This window comes from Nakamurella sp. UYEF19, from assembly GCF_040546275.1.
In the GTDB taxonomy this organism is placed as follows: Bacteria; Actinomycetota; Actinomycetes; order Mycobacteriales; family Nakamurellaceae; genus Nakamurella.
Map to the genome: position 1 here is coordinate 126,560 of NZ_JBEPNO010000009.1, position 16,690 is coordinate 143,249.

General features: G+C 67.8%; 16 protein-coding genes. 14 read left to right on the forward strand and 2 right to left on the reverse strand.

What is annotated here, in order from left to right; all coding sequences use genetic code 11:
* Positions 1 to 4: 4 nt before the first annotated feature.
* The 7 genes from hydA (at position 5) to ABIB25_RS14505 (ending at position 6,860) form a co-directional block, all read left to right on the forward strand.
* Complete coding sequence (gene hydA, locus ABIB25_RS14475; protein ID WP_354529164.1) at positions 5 to 1,423, forward strand: dihydropyrimidinase; 1,419 nt, start codon at positions 5 to 7, stop codon at positions 1,421 to 1,423.
* Positions 1,424 to 1,438: 15 nt separating this feature from the next.
* Positions 1,439 to 2,473, forward strand: coding sequence for a TIGR03842 family LLM class F420-dependent oxidoreductase (locus tag ABIB25_RS14480; RefSeq protein WP_354529165.1), 1,035 nt, complete (start codon positions 1,439 to 1,441; stop codon positions 2,471 to 2,473).
* Positions 2,470 to 3,336: an ABC transporter permease gene (locus ABIB25_RS14485; RefSeq protein WP_354529166.1), complete on the forward strand. Its 867-nt coding sequence runs from the start codon at positions 2,470 to 2,472 to the stop codon at positions 3,334 to 3,336. Before ABIB25_RS14480 ends, ABIB25_RS14485 begins: the two co-directional genes overlap by 4 nt.
* Positions 3,333 to 4,124, forward strand: a complete 792-nt coding sequence (locus ABIB25_RS14490) for an ABC transporter ATP-binding protein (protein WP_354529167.1) — start codon at positions 3,333 to 3,335, stop codon at positions 4,122 to 4,124. The genes ABIB25_RS14485 and ABIB25_RS14490 overlap by 4 nt, the downstream gene beginning before the upstream one ends.
* Positions 4,121 to 4,945: an ABC transporter permease gene (locus tag ABIB25_RS14495; protein WP_354529168.1), complete on the forward strand. Its 825-nt coding sequence runs from the start codon at positions 4,121 to 4,123 to the stop codon at positions 4,943 to 4,945. Before ABIB25_RS14490 ends, ABIB25_RS14495 begins: the two co-directional genes overlap by 4 nt.
* A gap of 73 nt (positions 4,946 to 5,018) precedes the next feature.
* Positions 5,019 to 6,248, forward strand: a complete 1,230-nt coding sequence (locus tag ABIB25_RS14500) for an ABC transporter substrate-binding protein (protein WP_354529169.1) — start codon at positions 5,019 to 5,021, stop codon at positions 6,246 to 6,248.
* Positions 6,249 to 6,296: 48 nt separating this feature from the next.
* Complete coding sequence (locus ABIB25_RS14505) at positions 6,297 to 6,860, forward strand: DUF998 domain-containing protein (RefSeq protein ID WP_354529170.1); 564 nt, start codon at positions 6,297 to 6,299, stop codon at positions 6,858 to 6,860.
* On the opposite strand, the gene ABIB25_RS14510 is transcribed toward ABIB25_RS14505, so the two are convergent.
* Together ABIB25_RS14510 and ABIB25_RS14515 are read right to left on the reverse strand one after the other, a co-directional pair.
* Entirely contained in the window at positions 6,844 to 8,565 is a 1,722-nt protein-coding gene (locus tag ABIB25_RS14510; RefSeq protein ID WP_354529171.1) for a dihydroxy-acid dehydratase, read from the reverse strand. The genes ABIB25_RS14505 and ABIB25_RS14510 overlap by 17 nt on opposite strands.
* Entirely contained in the window at positions 8,562 to 10,004 is a 1,443-nt protein-coding gene (locus ABIB25_RS14515) for a hypothetical protein (RefSeq protein WP_354529172.1), read from the reverse strand. Before ABIB25_RS14515 ends, ABIB25_RS14510 begins: the two co-directional genes overlap by 4 nt.
* 137 nt (positions 10,005 to 10,141) lie before the next feature.
* Here ABIB25_RS14515 and ABIB25_RS14520 point away from each other — a divergent pair, with 137 nt between their 5' ends.
* From ABIB25_RS14520 to ABIB25_RS14550, 7 genes are read left to right on the forward strand one after another with little or no spacing between them, the layout of a single operon-like run.
* The gene (locus ABIB25_RS14520; RefSeq protein ID WP_354529173.1) at positions 10,142 to 10,672 is read left to right on the forward strand and encodes a GNAT family N-acetyltransferase; all 531 of its coding nucleotides are present in this window, start codon (positions 10,142 to 10,144) and stop codon (positions 10,670 to 10,672) included.
* Entirely contained in the window at positions 10,669 to 11,811 is a 1,143-nt protein-coding gene (locus ABIB25_RS14525) for a Gfo/Idh/MocA family protein (RefSeq protein WP_354529174.1), read from the forward strand. The genes ABIB25_RS14520 and ABIB25_RS14525 overlap by 4 nt, the downstream gene beginning before the upstream one ends.
* 39 nt (positions 11,812 to 11,850) lie before the next feature.
* Positions 11,851 to 13,212: an ABC transporter substrate-binding protein gene (locus ABIB25_RS14530; RefSeq protein WP_354529175.1), complete on the forward strand. Its 1,362-nt coding sequence runs from the start codon at positions 11,851 to 11,853 to the stop codon at positions 13,210 to 13,212.
* Between the two features lie 26 nt (positions 13,213 to 13,238).
* Positions 13,239 to 14,210, forward strand: a complete 972-nt coding sequence (locus ABIB25_RS14535) for a carbohydrate ABC transporter permease (RefSeq protein ID WP_354529176.1) — start codon at positions 13,239 to 13,241, stop codon at positions 14,208 to 14,210.
* A complete protein-coding gene (locus tag ABIB25_RS14540; RefSeq protein WP_354529177.1) occupies positions 14,203 to 15,069 on the forward strand; it encodes a carbohydrate ABC transporter permease in 867 nt (288 codons plus the stop codon). Before ABIB25_RS14535 ends, ABIB25_RS14540 begins: the two co-directional genes overlap by 8 nt.
* Entirely contained in the window at positions 15,066 to 15,854 is a 789-nt protein-coding gene (locus ABIB25_RS14545; RefSeq protein ID WP_354529178.1) for an IclR family transcriptional regulator, read from the forward strand. The genes ABIB25_RS14540 and ABIB25_RS14545 overlap by 4 nt, the downstream gene beginning before the upstream one ends.
* A complete protein-coding gene (locus ABIB25_RS14550; protein ID WP_354529179.1) occupies positions 15,851 to 16,690 on the forward strand; it encodes an SDR family NAD(P)-dependent oxidoreductase in 840 nt (279 codons plus the stop codon). Before ABIB25_RS14545 ends, ABIB25_RS14550 begins: the two co-directional genes overlap by 4 nt.

Here is a 16,690-nt window from a genome sequence, read left to right on the forward strand (position 1 = left end):
ACACATGACCACCCTGATCAGCGGCGGAACCGTCGTGAGTTCGACCGGAGCGAGCAAGCAGGACGTCCTGGTGGACGGCGACACCATCGTCGCGCTGCTGGCGCCCGGCTCGACCGCACTCGGCGTCGACCTGGCCTCCTCGGTCGACCAGGTCATCGACGCAGCCGGGAAGTACGTCATCCCCGGCGGTATCGATGCGCACACCCACATGGAGATGCCCTTCGGCGGCACCAACGCGTCGGACTCCTTCGAGACCGGCACCAGGGCAGCCGCCTGGGGCGGGACGACGACGATCGTCGACTTCATCGTGCAGTCGCACGGGATGCGGGTCCTGGACTCGGTCGCGTCCTGGCACCAGAAGGCGGCCGGCAACTGCGCGGTCGACTACGGGTTCCACCAGATCGTCGGGGACGTCAACGCCGAGTCGCTGGCGTCGATGGATGCGCTGATCGACGAGGGCATCACCAGTTTCAAGCTCTTCATGGCCTACCCGGGCGTCTTCCTGTCCAGCGACGGGCAGATCCTGCAGGCGATGCAGACGGCCGCCGGCAACGGCAGCCTGATCATGATGCACGCCGAGAACGGGAGTGCCATCGACGTTCTCGTGCAGCAGGCGCTGGCACGTGGCGAGACGGCGCCCTACTACCACGGCGTCACCCGGCCGTGGCAAGCCGAGCAGGAGGCCACCCACCGCGCCATCATGCTGGCCGACATCACCGGCGCCCCACTGTATGTCGTGCACGTCTCGGCCAAGCAGGCGTTGGCCCGGATCGCCGAGGCCCGCAACACCGGGCAGAACGTGTTCGCCGAGACCTGCCCCCAGTACCTGTATCTCTCGTTGGAGGAGAACCTCGGGGCACCGGGATTCGAAGGGGCGAAATGGGTCTGCTCCACGCCGTTGCGCTCCCGCGAGGAGGGGCACCAGGACGAGCTGTGGCGCTACATCCGCACCGGTGACGTCACCACCGTCTCCACCGACCACTGCCCCTTCTGCATGAAGGGCCAGAAGGACATGGGGATCGGCGACTTCTCCAAGATCCCCAACGGGATCGGGTCGGTGGAGCACCGGATGGACCTGCTCTACCAGGGCGTCGTCGACAGGAAGATCAGTCTGGAGCGGTGGATCGACGTCTGCTGCACCACGCCGGCCCGGATGTTCGGGATGTACCCGCGGAAGGGTGTCATCGCACCGGGTTCGGACGCCGACATCGTGATCTACGACCCGGCCGGGCACACCTCGATCGGTCTGGACAAGACCCACCACATGCGGATGGACTACTCCGCCTGGGAGGGTTACGAGATCGACGGCCATGTCGACACCGTGATCTCCCGCGGGCGGGTGATCGTCGATGGGGGCGAGTATCTCGGCAAGCCCGGTGACGGGCAGTTCATCAAGCGCGCCCTGTCCCAGAACCTCCTCTAGCAGTCAGGAACACGAATGGATTTCGGCGTCGTACTGCAGACCGACCCGCCCGCCGCCAGGGTCATCGAGCTGGCCCGCCGGGCCGAGTTGTACGGGTTCAGCCACGTCTGGACCTTCGACTCGCACCTGCTGTGGGAGGAACCGTTCGTCATCTACAGCCAGATCCTCTCCACCACCAGGAAAGTCATCGTCGGGCCGATGGTGACCAACCCGGCGACCAGGGACTGGACGGTCACCGCGTCGCTCTTCGCCACGCTGAACGAGATGTTCGGCAACCGGACGATCTGCGGCATCGGCCGCGGTGATTCCGCGGTCAGGGTGATCAACGGCAAGCCGGTCACGTTGGCCAACCTGCGCGAGGCGATCGAGGTGATCCGACCGCTCGCGAACGGCGGAACCGCCCAGTACAAGGGGAACTCGCTGCGATTCCCGTGGAGCGAGGGTTCGGAACTGCCGATCTGGATCGCCGCCTACGGACCGAGGGCGCTGGCGCTGACCGGTGAGATCGCCGACGGATTCATCCTGCAGCTCGCCGACCCGGACATCACCGCGTGGAGCATCGCCGCCGTCCGGAAGGCCGCGGGCGACGCCGGGCGGGACCCGACCTCGGTCAAGATCTGCGTCGCCGCCCCGGCCTACATCACCGACGGGACGCCGGAAGGGCAGCAGCACGGCCTCGACCAGTGCCGCTGGTTCGGGGGCATGGTCGGCAACCATGTCGCGGACATCGTGGCCCGGTACGGCACAGATGGTGGGGCGCAGGTTCCGAAAGCATTGACGGAGTACATCGCCGGACGCGAGGGCTACGACTACAACTCGCACGGCAAGGCCGGCAACGACCACACCTCGTTCGTCCCGGACTCGATCGTCGACCGCTTCTGCCTCGTCGGCCCGGTCGACGAGCAGGTCCGGCGCCTGAAGGAGCTGGAAGCGCTTGGCGTCGACCAGTTCTCGCTCTACCTGCAGCACGACGCGAAGGACGCCACGCTGGCCGCCTACGGCGAGAAGGTGATCCCGGCCGTCAAGGTGCGGGTCGCGGCCAAGACGTGAACGCACTCCGGCGCGCGGGCATGGTCCTGCTCGGGTTGGTGCTTCTCGGGGGTCTCTGGGAGCTCTACAAGGACACGGCGCCGTCGGACGGGGTGAGTTTCGGCAGTGTTCCGATCCTGCCGCGGACCGGGGATGCGTCGATGCCGCACCTGAGCTCGATCTGGCACGCCTTCGGGTCCCAGGAGGTGTCGTTGGCGGGCAGCAGCAGCGTGCTGGGCTCGATCGCCTCCGCCGGTTTCTACACGCTGAAGCTGGCGCTCGGCGGTTTCGTCGTCGGCCTCGTCATCGGGGTGCTGCTGGCCGTCCTGATGGATCGGTTGCGCTTCGCCGAGCGCGGCCTGCTGCCGTGGATCGTGCTGAGCCAGACGGTCCCGCTGATCGCCATCGCGCCGCTGATCTCCGGGTGGGGTGCCGGAGTACATTTCGGTGGATTCCAGTGGGAGCAATGGATGTCGGTCGCCGTGATCGCGGCCTACCTGTCGTTCTTCCCGATCTCGGTCGGGATGCTCCGCGGGTTGAAGTCGCCGACCGCCGTGCACGTGGAACTGTTCCGGTCGCTGTCGGCGGGCTGGTTCGCGACGCTGATCCGGCTCGAGCTGCCGGCCGCGGTGCCCTTCCTGATCCCGGCACTCCGCCTCGGCGCGGCCGCCTCGGTGGTCGGCGCCGTCGTCGCGGAGACCTCCATCGGCGTGCCGGACGGTATCGGCCGGGTCATCATCGACTACTCGCAGCAGGCCACCGGCGACCCGTCGCGGCTCTACGCGGCCGTGATCGGTGCCGCCCTTCTCGGGCTCGTCGCCGCGGCCCTGGTGTCGCTGCTCGATCTCGGCCTGCGCAGCTACCAGAGGGGACGGACCGCATGAGTATTGATTCGGCAGTCGGCATCACCGGGGTCGACAAGGTGTTCTCCGCCCGCAAGGGCGACGTGATCGCTTTGACCGGGATCCATCTCGAGGTGGCCAAGGGTGAGTTCGTCTCGCTGATCGGGCCGTCCGGCTGCGGGAAGTCGACCCTGTTGCGGGTGATCGCCGGGTTGATCCCGGCGACGTCGGGGCAGGTGACGGTCAACGGCAAATCCGCGGAGCAAGCCCGTCGCGACCAGGATTACGGCTTCGCCTTCCAGCAGGCCGGCCTGCTGGAGTGGCGTTCGGTGGCGGCGAACGTGGAACTGCCGCTGGTGGTCCACGGCGTATCGAGGGCGAAGCGGCGGGCCAGGGCCCGCGAGCTGCTGGACCTGGTAGGTCTGGCCGACTTCGCCGAGCACCGGCCGCAGGAACTGTCCGGCGGCATGCAGCAGCGGGTCGCCATCGCGAGGGCGCTCGCCGAGAGTCCCACCCTGCTGCTGATGGACGAGCCGTTCGGCGCGCTGGACGAGATGACCAGGGAGCGGATGCAGGGCGAGTTGGTGCGGATCGCGGCGGAGACCTCCGCGGCGGTCGTCTTCGTCACCCACTCCATCTCCGAGGCGGTCTTCCTGTCGCAGCGGGTGGTGGTGATGTCGCCGCGGCCCGGCCGGATCGCCGACGTCGTGCCGATCGGGCTCGGAGCACGCGATCTCGACACCAGGGAGGCGCCGGAGTTCTTCGCCGCGGTTACCCAGGTTCGGGAAGCGTTGCGCGGACGCGCCTCTGTCGGCGAGGGGATCTCGTGACGACGGGGCTGGACGCCGACCCGGTTGCAGCTGGTGCATCCCTGCTGCGCCGCAGCGGTTCTGCTCTCGGCGGCGCCTGGCCGCCGATCGTCGTCGGGGTGGTGGTGCTTGGCGTCTGGCAGTGGCTCGTGAAGGCGTTCGATGTCTCGTCCTTCGTCCTGCCGGCACCGTCCGATATCTGGAACGCGTTGACGGACAACACCTCGCGGATCTTCGACGCGGCCCTCGACACCGGCGGCAATGCGTTGGTCGGTCTGGTGCTGGGCACTGTCCTGGCGGTGATCGGCGCAGCGCTGGTCGCCCGGCTGCGGGTGGTCGACGAGCTGATCACCCCGTTGGCCGCCGCCGTGGCGACGATGCCGATCGTGGTGATGGCGCCCATCTTCAACACCATGTTCGACTCCACCTCCACGCTACCGAGGCGACTCGTGGTGATGGTGGCGACCTTCGTGCCGGTCTTCGTGAACACGGCCCGCGGCCTCAAGCAGATTTCGCCGGTGCACGCCGAGCTGATGAGCAGTTTTGCCGCAAGTGGTCTCGCGGTGCTGCGGCACGTCCGGATCCCGGGGGCGCTGCCGTACTTCTTCACCGGCATCCGGCTGGCCGCCTCGCTCAGCGTGATCTCGGCCGTGGTCGCCGAGTACTTCGGCGGTCTGCAGACGGGGCTGGGGCCGAAGATCACCTCGGCCGTCGCCGCCAGCAACTACGCCTCCGCCTGGTCGTACGTGGTGGGCGCGATCGCCCTCGGTCTGGTCTTCTACCTCGCCGCACTCCTGCTCGAGGCGCTCGCCATGCGTTCCCGGCAGGTTTCCGGACGCTGATGTCCGCCCGTTCTACCGTTCCGACCGCACCGAACCCTGATACGACGACCCGACAACGAAGGAGATCCACGACATGAATCGAAGGATTCGTACCGTCCTGGCGGTGGCCACCGCGGTGGCCACCGGCTTCACCCTCGCCGCCTGCGGCAGCAGCAGCACCACGGCCGCAGGGTCAACCACCCCGGGGTCCACCACCTCGGCGGCGGGAGCGCCATCGTCCGGGGCTGCGTCGTCCGGATCGGTGGCGAGCTCGAGCTCGGCCGCGGCCGGGCCGCTGGTCAAGGTGAAGATCCAGCTGCAGTGGTTCAACCAGGCCCAGTTCGCCGGCTACATCGTCGCGCTGAACAAGGGCTTCTACAAGGACGAGGGCCTGGACGTGACGCTGCTCGAGGGCGGCACCACCATCGTCCCGCAGACCGTGCTGGCCCAGGGTCAGGCCGACTACGCGATCGCCTGGGTGCCCAAGGCGCTGCAGTCCCGCGAACAGGGCGCGGCCATCACCGATGTCGCCCAGGTGTTCCAGCGCTCCGGCACGACCCAGGTCTCCTTCAAGGACAAGAACATCACCGGTCCGGCCGACCTGAAGGGCAAGAAGGTCGGCAACTGGGGCTTCGGCAACGAGTTCGAGCTCTTCGCCGGCATGACGAAGGCCGGGCTCGATCCGTCCAAGGACGTCACCCTGGTGCAGCAGCAGTTCGACATGAACGCACTGCTCAACGGCGACATCGACGCCGCCCAGGCGATGGTCTACAACGAGTACGCCCAGGTCCTGGAGGCCAAGGACCCCAAGACCGGGAAGCTCTACACCGCAGCGGACTTCAACGTCATGAAGTGGGCCGACCAGGGCACCTCGATGCTGCAGGACGCCATCTGGGCCGACACCAGGAAGCTGGCCGATCCCACGTACCAGGCGACCACCGTCAAGATGCTGACCGCGAGCTTCAAGGGCTGGATCTACTGCTCGGCCCACGCCGCGGAATGCCGCGACATCGTCGTCAAGTCCGGCTCCAAACTCGGTGCCAGCCACCAGCTCTGGCAGATGAACGAGATCAACAAGCTCATCTGGCCGTCGACCGCCGGCATCGGCATCGTCAACACCGCGGACTGGGACCGCACCGTCTCCATCGCCCAGACCACCAAGAACTCCGAGGGCAAGACCGTGCTGACCAAGGCCCCTGACAAGGACGCGTACACGAACACCTACGCGCAGAAGGCGATCGACGCCCTGAAGGCCCAGGGCCTCGACACCACCGGCGCCGGCTTCAAGCCGTTGACCGTCACGCTGAACGCGGGCGGCGCCTGAACCTGGTCGCCTGAATGACCGAATGATCTTCTCTGCTTGAGTGGACCCATGCGGACCTACGCGGTGGTGTCGGCGGCCGTGGCGCCGGTTGCCCTGATCGGCGGGTGGATCTGGGCTGCGGCCCGGCAGCCGCCCGGCTACGACCCGATCAGTCAGACGATCAGCGCGCTGGCGGCGCGGGACGCGACCGAACGCTGGATCATGACGGCCGGGCTCGCCCTGCTCGGCCTCTGCCACCTCGTCACCGCCGGCGGACTGACCGACGCCGGCCGATGGGGCCGCGCGCTCCTGGCCATCGGCGGTGCCGCCACCGTCGTGGTGGCCTGCCTGCCCCAACCCGCCAGCGGGCACGTCCAGGCGGCCGGCGTCGGATTCGTCGCGCTGACCCTGTGGCCGCTGGTGTCACGGGTACCGGGTCACGTCGTCAGGATTGCTGTCGTCGTCCTCTTCACTGCCGTGCTGATCTGGTTCGCGACCCAGCTCGGTGGAGGCTCGGCGCTGGGACTGTCCGAACGGATTCTTGCCGGTGCGCAGGCGCTCTGGCCGCTGGTCGTCACGCTGATGTTGCTGTTGGCCCGTCGAAGGCGGACGACCACTACGACCGGCCGATGACCGGTTCCACGAACCGGCGTTTGGCCGCGGTGTCGCCGACCAGGAAGTCCAGATCGCAGCCGGACGGCGCCTGCATCACATGGCGCTGGTAGAGCGCGGGCCATCCGCGGAGATGTTCGGAGACCGGTGGGACCCAGGCAGCGCGCCGGCGGGCCAACTCAGACGCCTCGACGTCCAGGTCCAACCGGCCGTCCTCGACGTCGACCACGATGGGGTCGCCGTCCCGGACCAGTGCGAGTGGACCACCGAGCGCGGCCTCCGGTGCGGCATGCAGAAACACGGTGCCGTAGCTGGTTCCGCTCATCCGTGCATCGGTGACCCGGACCATGTCGGTGACACCGCGCTCGGCCAGCCGTTGCGGGATCGGCACCATGCCCCACTCCGGCATACCCGGGACGCCGATCGGACCACACCCACGAAGGACGAGCACCGTGCCCTCGTCGACCTCCAGATCAGGATCGTCGAGCCGCGCCCGCATCTGCAGGTAGTCGGAGAAGACGAGTGCCGGTCCACGATGTCGCCACAATTGCGGGGACGAGGTAGCGGCCTTGAGCACTGCGCCATCGGGGGCGAGCGAACCGCGGACGCCGCGGATCGCCGGTCCGGGGAACACCGGGTCGTGCAGTGGCCTCACTGCGACCCCCCATGCGGCCGAGGCTCCGCCCAGCAGGGGACCGCCGGTCACCGTCACGACGGCGGGGTCGATCAGCTCCCCCAGCACGCCGACGATCGTTGGCAGGCCGCCCGCCTCGTCGAGTTCGGCCATCAGGTACTGGCCGGTCGGCTCCACATCGGTCAGCACCGGGACGGCAGAGCCGATGCGCTGCAACATGTCCTGACCGAAGGACAATCCGGCCCGGCCGGCGATCGCCGCCAGGTGCAGCACCGCATTGGTGGAGCCGGCGACGGCCTGCAGCACCACTGCGGCGTTGTGCAGGGCGGCCGGGGTGAGAATCCGCGAGGGCCGCAGATCCCACTCGACCAGTTCCACTGCCCGACGGCCGCTGGCCTCCGCGATCTGCACGGACCGGGTCGAACCCGCCTGCACCGTGCCGGCGGACGGCAGGCTGAATCCCAGTGCCTCCGCCATCAGTGCCATCGTCGACGCGGTGCCGAGCGTGTTGCAGGATCCGGTGCCGCACGCGTAGCAGTTCTCGAATTCGTTCCAGGTGGCGTTGTCGATCTCGCCGGCGCGCCGCCGATCGAGCATCCGCCAGAGGTCCGTACCGGTACCGATGCGCCTGCCCTGGAAGAACGGGGCCGGCCGATTGCCGCCGACGGCCAGGATCGTGGGCAGATCGGTGCTGATGGCGCCCATCAGCGCGCCGGGTGTGCTCTTGTCGCAGTTGGTCAGGAGCACCACACCGTCGATCGGGTTGGACCGCAACGTCTCCTCGACCTCGATGGACAGCAGGTTGCGATAGAGCATCGCACTGGGCTTCATCAGGTCCTCGCCGAGCGAGATGGTCGGGAAGATGACCGGAATACCGCCCGCCTCCGTCACTCCCCTCGCCGCCGCATCGGCCAGCGCCGCCAGTGGCAGATTGCAGGGGTTGAGATCACTGGCGCTGTGGGCGATTCCGATGATCGGTCGACTGTCCGAGGCGGAGACGTGCGCGCCCCCCATCCGCAGGGCGACCCGGTGCTCCAGTGCGGTTTCGTCGTCGCCTGCCGTCCATCCGGCGGAGCGCAGCGGGCGACTCACCCGACTCGACCGACCGACAGTTCGGTCACCAGTGCATCGGCTTCGTCGATCAGCGCCTCCAGAGCTCCGGGGCGGAGCACGGTCTGCCAGGTCTGGTATCGGTCGACGATGAACGCCTCCGTGGGCGGCAGATACACCCAGCCCGGCCCGTTGGTCAGGTTCATCACGATGACGATCTTGTCCGGATGCCGTGCCCGCAACTCGGTCTGCAGCCTGGAGTATGCCTCGCCCGGCTGGGCGACCACGTAGGCGTCGCCCAACCGCCAGACCCAGAGTGGATGGTGAACAGCGGTCGTGGGTGCCCGGCCGGAGACCCCATAGGTGGCCTGGAGGCGCTCGGAGCGCTGAAGACGCTCACGACGCGCACGGGGATCGATGTCCGCCCAACGGGTGTCGAGTTCGGCCAGGCTCGGCAGATCGCGCAACTGCACGTCGACCCTGACCTGCCGCAGCCCGAGCTCACCGGGCCAGGTCCCAGGGACCTCGTCCCACAGTGCCAGCGGCGCACCGGATTCCACCGTACGCACCAACTGCAGCACCGTGCCGGCCGGCGGTAGCGAACCCAGCACACCGAGCACGCTGTAGCCGAGGGCGTCACCGTAGGCGTCCGCCCGGCGGGGGTCGGCCAGATACTGCACCGGGCCGGACAGATCGCCACTGGCGCCCTGCAGGAACAGACACGGCGCACCGCCGGTGGCCCATTCGACCCGCTCGCGCAGACCACCGACGAAGTCCGGTGACAGCAGGCTGTTGTCGAAACCCAGCGTGGTCGGATGGCAGGCGTAGTTCACCACCGTTGCCCTGATCCTGCCGTCTTCACCGGTCAGCCGACCGACCAGCAGGGTCCGGTCGGCCGGCGTCTCCGGATCGAATCCAAGGGTCACCCGGCCATCGACGGACTGGTCCCGGTTGACCGCCAGCGGACTGCTGCCGTGGCCCCAGACGAGGATGCCGGGCGACAGATCGTCCATCGCCAGTCGGCAGGCGTCCACCGCTGCCGATCGGAGCTGCTCCAGGTAGGCCGGCACCAGCGCGCCGCCGGGCAGGTCGACGTCGTCCAGGCAGATGGAGGGCCCGGCGTGGGTGTGGACGAGATGGAGCAGCACCCGGTCCGCCGTCAGGCCGAAGGCCTCCAGCACGGCCCCGCGGACACCGGACTCGTCGCGGACACTGCGCCACCAGCCGAGATCTGCGGTGATCAACAACCGGAGGCCGGAACCATCCCGGCCGGAGATGGCCAGGGCGGTGAGGGTCAACGGCCGGTGCACGCCGGTGCTGAGGTCCACGTCGCCGTACCCCCAGTTGCGCATCCGGATCCCTACCGGTGGGGTGATGTCGACACGGCCGACGCCGAACGAAGTCTGCACTCCCGGGGGTCGCCAGAGCGACGTTCCGGAGAAGTGCAGCGCCTCCGACTCATTCGGCGCGCGGTGGGTCATGTCGTCACCCTAGGTGCCGGTCTCCGACGTGCAGAACGGTGTTCGTCACAGCCGAACCCACCCGCTCGAACCGAGGCTCCTGTTCGTCTGTGCCGAACACCGTTCCGTCGGACCGACGGGGTTCGTACTCTCAGCGGATGACGCAGCTGTTCATGACCCATCCCGGGCCGCTCCCGGCCGCCGCCGTTCCGGCGCCGGGCCTCCGGCCTGCGACGTCGGCGGATGCATCGGCGCTCGCCCGCCTCCTGAGCGTGGCGTTCGACGAGCAGTGGGATGAAGCACGCGTCCGACGCGAGCTGTTGGACGCCGTGGACGTCCCGGTCACCTGGATGCTGCCGTCCTCGGTCGAGGGCGAGGTATCGGCGACGGCGTCCGAGCGGATCATGCCGCAGGAGTATCCGGGAGCCGGCTACGTCCACTACGTCGCCGTGTCCGCGGCCGAGCAGGGCCGCGGACTCGGCACGATGATCACCGCCCGGTGCCTGGCCGGTTTTACCGACCGGGGCCTGACCACCGCAGTCCTGGAGACGGACGACTTCCGTCCCGGCGCCGTGGTCAGCTATCTACGACTGGGCTTCGTCCCGACCTACCGCGACGAAGCCGAGATGTTGTCGTGGTCAGCCCTTTTCCCGACCCTGCTGCCCTCCCGCCGAACGGTGCACGGATGACCGCGACCAGGGCCTCGTTGCGGGTCGGGATCGCCGGGGCGGTCAGGGGGACCGGCTTCCTGACCGTGATGCGGCACCACGCAGATCGGGCCACCCTGACCGCCGCCTACGACCCGGTGCCCGAGGCGCTGACGGCGTTCGGTCGCCGCAGCGGAGTGGAGAACCTCTGCACCTCCTTCGACGAACTGCTCGACAACGTCGACGTGGTGGTGCTGTCGTCGCCGCAGCAGCACCACACCCCGCAGGCAGTGGCGGCACTCGAGCGCGGCATCCACGTCCTCAGCGAGGTTCCGGCCGCAGTCAGTCCCGAACAGGCACAGCAGCTCGTCGGCGCCGTCCGCGCGAGCACCGCGAAGTACGCCATGGCCGAGAACTACTGCTACACCAGGCCCAACCTGATCGTCCGCGAGATGGTGCGGGCCGGTGCGTTCGGCGACCTGTACTACGGCGAGGGCGAATACCTGCACGAGATGAAGTCGTGGCACACCACACCGTCGGGCGAACGGACGTGGCGCTACCACTGGCAGGTCGGCCGGGACGGGAACCCCTACCCCACCCACAGTCTCGGCCCGCTGCTGCAATGGTTCGACGACCGCGTGGTGTCGGTCAGCTGCGCCGGCACCGGGCGCCACACCGACCCTGAGCACGAACTGCAGGACACCACCATCCTGCTGGCCAGGACCTCCCGGGGCCGCCTGCTGCGCCTGAGGTTCGATCTGCTGTCCAACCGTCCCGAGCTCTGGGACTACTACACGATCCAGGGCACCCAGGGGGCGTACGAGGCCGCCCGCACCTCGGCCGCTGCGCCGGTGGTCTACCTGCACGGGCGGTCACCGGCCGAGACCTGGGAGCCGCTGGAGAAATTCGCCTCCGATTTCCTGCCCGGCCGCTACGCCCGGCCGCCGATCGACGCCGGGCACTGGGGGTCGGACTTCTGGCCGTTCCGGGACTTCCTCGACTCCGTCCTGGATGATCGTCCGCTCGAGGTGGACATCTACTCCGCCCTGGACATGACCCTGCCGGGCCTGGCCGCCGAGACCTCGATCCACCAGAACGGCGCCTGGACCCACGTCCCCAATCCGCGCTTCTTCACCGCCGGGATCGGCATCGACCCGGGCCGTGAAGCCCCGTTGGCCTGATCCGCTCGTCCGTCCCACCCACCCGATCAAGGAGAAGCCATGAAGTCCTGGAAATCACGAGCGGTTGCGCTGTCCCTGGCGCCACTGCTCACCCTGGCGGCCTGCAGCAGCGGCAGCACCGCCAGTTCGCCGGCCACGACGTCGAGCACTCCGGCGGCGGCCGGTTCCGGCGGTTCGTCGAGCTCGTCGACGTCCTCCGCTCCGGCACTGTCGGGCTCGCTGACCATCTGGAACCGCGGCCCGATCGACGACACCACGGCGCTCAAGCCGCTGATCGACGGCTTCAAGAAGAAGTACCCGACCGTCAGCATCAATGCCGTGGCCCAGCCCGGCGACAACTACTTCGCAGTGCTCCAGGCCGCGGTGATCGGCTCGAAGGGGCCGGACATCGCCTCGATGTTCCCCGGTGGCTACCAGGTCCAGTTCCAGAGCAAGATGCTCGACCTGAACAAGTACATCCCGCAGTCCGAGCTGAAAGCCGTCGGTGCGCAGTACTACGCCCAGGACGGCGACCTGACCAAGGCAACGTACGGAGTCCCGGTGACCAGCAGCTTCTACGGGCTGTTCTACAACAGGAAGGTGCTCTCGGATCTCGGGGTCACCAGCTTCCCGACCACCTGGACCGAGCTGAACGCCGCGTGCACGAAGGTGAAGGCGGCCGGCAAGACCTGCATCGGCTACGGCAGCGATTCCGGATCGGGCGGATTCCCGTCCTTCCTGGACTGGTCGTACCTGGTCGGCGCGGCCTCCGACCTCAAGGGCTGGGACGCCATGCTGACCGGGACGCAGAGCTACGCGAACCCGGCCGTCACCGCGCAGGTCACCAAATGGGCCGCCCTTCGCACCAACAGTTACACCAACCAGGACGTACTCACCTGGCGTGGGGTGAAGGCCGGTTTCGCCGACGGATCCGTCGCCATGGTGATGGGCGGCAGCTGGGACACCCCGACCTACGAGAAGACTCTCGGCGCCAACCTCGGTGTGATGCCGGCCCCGTTCTCCGATACCCCGCAGAAGAAGCTCGTCCGCCTACCGGACAACGGCTACGACGTGCTGAAGTCGACCAAGAACCCTGACGCGGCCGCAGCTTTCGAGGCCTACATCATCTCCGCGGAGGGTCAGCAACTGGTGGCGGCCGCCGGCCAGGTACCCAGCCGGACGGGCATAGCCACCACCGACAAGGTCAACGCCGCCCTGCTGGAGACGGCCGCCTCCCCGGGCTGGACGGCCATCCCGATGTTCGACAACTTCACCGCACCGTCGGTCACCGATGCATTGACCAACGGACTGAACAGCGTGCTCGCCGGGAAGTCCAGCCCCAGCGATGTTCTCGACAAGATGGACTCGGCCACCAAGTCCCTGACCGCAGCCCAACGGGTCGACTACCACCTCGGTAGCTGATGCGGTTCGACACGAAGGAGACCTCGATGGCGACCGGATCAGCGATGTCCAAATCTGTCGAACTGCGCAACCGGCGGCCGAAACCCGAAAACAGGTTGCCCGGCAACCGGTTCGGGGGTACGCGCCTGGGTCTGCAGTCGCGGAGGTCGCTGTGGGGAATGTTGTTTGCGCTGCCCGCGCTGCTCCTGGTCGTCCTGCTGCTGGTGCTTCCGGCCCTGCAGGCCCTGTACTACAGCTTCACCAGTTGGGACGGTACCGATGCACAGTGGATCGGCCTGCAGAACTACACCAACGGCCTCTTCGCCAATCCGGACTTCCGGCGCATCCTGCTCAACAACGCCATCATCATCGCCAGCGTTCCGCTCGAAGTGGCAGTGGCACTGGCCGTCTCGTACCTGCTGATGATGCGTCGCCGCAGCCGGCCGTTCTTCCGGGCGGTGTTCTTCCTCCCCGTCGCGCTCTCCTGGGTCGTCATCGGGTTGACCTTCGGTTACCTGTTCTCCTCCCGCGGGGCGGTGAACACCCTGCTGGACAACATCGGCCTCTCGGCGCTGAGCAGCGACTGGCTCGCAGGCGACTGGACGTCGCTGGCCGCGTTGATCCTGGCGTTCAGCTGGAGCTACCTCGGGATCAACGTGGTCCTGCTGTCCACCGGACTCGCGACCGTCGACCCGTCGGTGATCGAGGCGGCGCGGCTGGACGGCGCCGGCGGCCTCGGCATGCTGCGGCTGGTCATCCTGCCGCAGATCCGCCGCTACGTGGAGCTGGCCCTGATCGTGACGATGTCCGCCGCCATCACCCAGATCTTCGGACTGATCTACACCATGACGGCCGGTGGCCCCGGTCGCTCGACCACCACCCTGGAGTACGCGCTGTACCAGACCTCCTTCGCCCAAGGCAATTTCGGGCAGGGTGCCGCCCTGGGCATCGTGCTGTTCGTGGTGTCGCTGGCCGTCACCGCCCTGCGGATCCGCTCGGGGGTTGCCGCGCGTGACTGACACCGTCTCGCTCGCGCCGCTGCGTTCCGCCGGACCGCCGGCCCGCGGGTCCACTGGACCCTGGCAGCGGATCTTCTCCGGGTTCGGGTTGGCGGTGCTGGTCCTCCTCGCCCTGGTCACGGTCGCACCGATCGCCTACATGCTGACGACGTCGCTGCACTCCACCGACACCGCCGGCAGCTCGTGGACCCTCGAGCAGTGGGGCGTGCTGTTCCAGCAGCCCGAACTGCTGCGCGCCATCGGCAATTCGGCCATGCTCTGCGTGCTGGCGATCATCGTGCAGAGCGTGGTCGGGGCCCTCGCCGGATTCGCGTTCGGCATTCTGCGGTTCCCCGGATCACAGGTGGTCCTGTCCCTGCTCATCGTGATGATGCTGATCCCGCTGCAGACCTACATCATCCCGGAGTTCGTCAACGTCGGTCGTCTTGGTCTGGTCGGCAACGTCCCGATGACTGCACTGATCTACGCCGGTACCCAGATGCCTTTTGCCGTCTTCATCCTCACCAACTTCTTCCGGTCACTTCCGGACGAACTGCTGGAGTCGGCAGTGATCGACGGGGCCTCCTACCCGCGGGCTTTCATCAGCGTGCTGCTGCCCCTGGCCCGTCCCGCGTTGATCACATTGGGCGTGCTCACCTTCATCGGCGTCTGGAACGATCTGCTCGTCGCATTGCTGTTCCTACCCGACGGGGACACCCACACCGTCGGGGTGCTGCTGGCCACCGTCAATTCGACGAGAACGTTCGACATCAACCAGGTGATGGCCACGTCGCTGGCCAGTGCGATTCCATGTTTCGCGGTCTTCCTGACCTTCCAGCGCTATCTGGTGACCGGACTGACGGCAGGGATAGGAAAATGACGACCAGCAGCGTGGACGAGCGGTATCGGGTGCGCAGCGTCGACCGTGCCTTCGAGGTGCTCGACGTGTTGGCCGAGGCCGGTACCGGGCTCGGCGTCTCGGCGATCGCGCGCAAGGTGAACGCCTCCAAGAGCGCCATGTTCGCCGTCCTGCAGACCCTCGAGGCGAGGAACCTCATTGCCTCCACGGGTGATCTGACCTCCAGGGTCTACACCCTCGGTTTGGGACTCGCCCGGCTGGGAGACCGCGCACTGCAGCAGGTCTCGCTACGCGATGTGGCCATGACCCACCTCGCGGAACTGGCTGCAGCGACCATGCTGAGCGCCAGGGTCTCGGTGGTGGACGGTGAGTCCGCGGTGGTGGTCGGCCAGGTGGACGGGCCGGCCGCGGTCCGGTTCAACCTCAACATGGGGGGCCGGGAACGCCTGCACTGCAGCGGAATGGGCAAAGCCATCCTGGCGAACCGCTCCGAGGACGCCGTTCGTCTCGACGCCGAACGACACGGGCTCGGAGCCCGGACCCGGCACACCATCACCGATCCCGACGCCCTGCTGGCCGACCTGGCCAAGGTCCGCAAACGCGGCTTCTCCATCGACGACGAGGAGGACGCCGAAGGCATCTGCTGCATCGGCGCTGCGCTCTTCGACCACCGCGACGAGTGCACCGGCGCCATCAGCGTCACCGGTCTGAAGCCGATGTTCGCACCCAGAGAAGTGCTACGCATCGGCAATCTGGTGGCCGGGACGGCAGTCCGGATCTCCCGCGACCTGGGTTCGACCCGATGACGACCAGAGTATTGATCACCGGAGCCTCCCGGGGGATCGGCCGCGGGATCGCCACGGCCTTCGCAGGTTCCGGTGCCGAAGTGGTGGTCATCGACCATCCCGACGCCGATCCGGGACCGCTGCGCAGGAGCCTGCCAGGTCACGAGATCAAGTGGTATCAACAGGATCTGGCGTTTACCCTGGAGCTTCCGGCGCTGGTGGACCGGATCTGGGACGAGAGCGGCCCGATCGACGTCCTCGTGAACAACGCCGGTGTCGCCGTGATGGGCCACTTCAACGAGATACCGCCCGCCGGCTGGCGGCAGCTGATGGCCGTCAACCTGGATGCCCCGTTCTTCCTGTCCCAGCGCCTTGCCGAGCACATGCTGGCACACGGCGGCGGTGGCCGGATCATCATGATCTCGTCCAAGAACGGACTGGTGGCCGAGCCGGGACTGGCCGCCTACAACGCATCCAAGGGCGGGCTGGAGTTGATGGCCCGCAGCCTTGCGGTCGAGCTCGGGTACGCCGGCATCACCGTCAACACGGTGTGTCCCGGCATGATCGATACCGACCTGGCGGAGGACTTCCCGTTGGACTGGAATGCTTTCCGCCGCTACTACGAGGAACACATCCCGTTGAACGGGACATTCGGCACTGTGGCGGATGTGGCCGCCGCGGTGCTCTACCTGGCCTCACCAGGCGCCCGGTACGTCACCGGGACCGCACTGGTCGTCGACGGCGGCGTCCTGGCGAACCAGGTGCCGCGAGCCCAGTTCATGAATCCCTACCGATCTTCGATCGGCAGTCCACCCACCGAGGAATCGGCCATGACCGCGGCCGGAGAGCAAGGTTGA